This window comes from Serratia sp. A07 (assembly GCF_058725505.1).
This window is the reverse complement of record NZ_JBZXDO010000088.1, coordinates 1-1,509: the sequence shown is the minus strand read 5'-3', so window position 1 is coordinate 1,509 and position 1,509 is coordinate 1. Positions and strand designations below refer to the sequence as shown.

Annotated in this window: 2 protein-coding genes; both read right to left on the bottom strand. The window is 61.5% G+C overall.

Annotated features, from left to right (window positions below; translation table 11 throughout):
- Positions 1-23: 23 nt before the first annotated feature.
- On the bottom strand, positions 24-479 hold the full coding sequence (gene trbC, locus AC4PR2_RS27625; RefSeq protein ID WP_492175876.1) for a type-F conjugative transfer system pilin assembly protein TrbC: 456 nt from the start codon (positions 477-479) through the stop codon (positions 24-26).
- Positions 449-1,435 carry a conjugal transfer pilus assembly protein TraU gene (gene traU, locus AC4PR2_RS27620; RefSeq protein ID WP_492175875.1) on the bottom strand — a complete coding sequence of 329 codons (987 nt, stop codon included), beginning with the start codon at positions 1,433-1,435 and terminating at the stop codon, positions 449-451. The genes trbC and traU overlap by 31 nt, the downstream gene beginning before the upstream one ends.
- Positions 1,436-1,509 lie beyond the last annotated feature (74 nt).

Genomic DNA, 1,509 nt, shown 5'->3' with positions numbered 1-1,509 from the left:
CCCCGGTATTGGTCCTGCTCTTTTTATTGTGGTTGTTGGGTGCTGCGCGTTTTGGCGCACTCGCCGCGCGCATCGATAAGCTCCAGCCCGTCGCGCACGGCCAGATTGCCGTACACCACGTCAAACTTCTCGCCGCAGCGCCTGACCAATGCCGGCACGCTCGCAATGCCGTAATGAGCGAACCGCAGCGGGTCGATATTGACGCTGCCAACGCCATACGTGTTCTCCAGCCGGTAGACCGCCTGCGCGGTGGCTTTCATGTCGTCATTGACCAGCCCGCGCAGGTACACCGGTACCTTCTCGCGCTGTGCGCCGCGCAGCAGCGCAACCAGGCTTTTTTCAGGGATGGAGAACGAGACGAAATAGGCGACCTCGTCCGGAGTCTGGTCAAGCGGACGGCTGCGTTCCTCCGCCTGCGCCCCCAGGGCAAGCATCAAGGCCGGCAGCATCAGAGCACGACGCAATTGCGTTTTTTCCATATCAGGTACCCGTAGTTCTTCTTGGTGGTTGGCTTCTCTTTGCCCAGCTGCCAGCGCATCACGCTGCGCCCCAGCGGATGGCACGCATTGGCGTCGGGCACCGTGTTGACCATCTGATAGCGGTAGCGGCTTTTGGGCATGATGACGGTCGGATACTCGTAGCAGACCGCCCGGTTGGCGCCGATGGTGTCCCAGATCATCCCCTGGCGGTGCAGTTTGAAATTCATGCGCTCGGTCAGCAAAATGCCGCTGTTGAGGCCGCTGCTCTCGTTGACCAGGTTGCCGGAAAACGGGTACATCGAGCCGTGGCCGCCGGCACACCAGAACAGCGCATCCAGCGGCTTGCGCACCTCGGCGGCGATGGCATCGGCCGCGCAGGCCATTTGCGCCACCGGATTGGCGAACAATATGGCTTCCGGACTGATAAACAGCGCCAGCGAGTCGTCTTTCCACATCGGATCAAGCTCCGACATGTAGGCGATGTCGTATTCACCGCCCTGCATGCAGCCGACGGAGGTGATGATGTTGAGCCAGCTGATGAGCGGGTACTTGTACCAGTGAACGTGATAGAAGGTGCCGGGATTATTCACGCCCAACTTGGTTCCCGTACCGGTACCCACTTTCGGGATGGGAATGGAAAACCCGCCCATATTGACCATGCAGCCGGGGGCGCGCGTGACGTCACTGATGGCGAACGGCTCCCAGAACCCGATGGCGATGCCGGGCCGCTGAAAAAGCGGCGGCGGCGCCGGACAAAGCTGTATCGGCGAGCTGGGGTTACTGGTATCCGGCAGGTCACCCTTGGACAGTTCGGTCTTGCCGATGGTCATCGGGAACAGGCACTTCCAGCAGATATCGGTGATGGGGTTCATCCAGCGACCGTCGCAGGTCGGATCTTTCGCCTGTGCAACACCGCAGGCCAGGGCCAGGGCAAGCGCCACTGCGACATCAGCCATGCCAGGGCGTTTCATTTGTCCGCCTTGCCCGCGGTCTTGCCGCGCGCTTTTGCAATGGCCGCCTGCAGCGTGGA

Coding starts and splice junctions, on each gene's coding strand:
- trbC (WP_492175876.1), bottom strand. CDS start 479: ATGGAAAAAACGCAATTGCGTCGTGCTCTGATGCTGCCGGCCTTGATG.
- traU (WP_492175875.1), bottom strand. CDS start 1,435: ATGGCTGATGTCGCAGTGGCGCTTGCCCTGGCCCTGGCCTGCGGTGTT.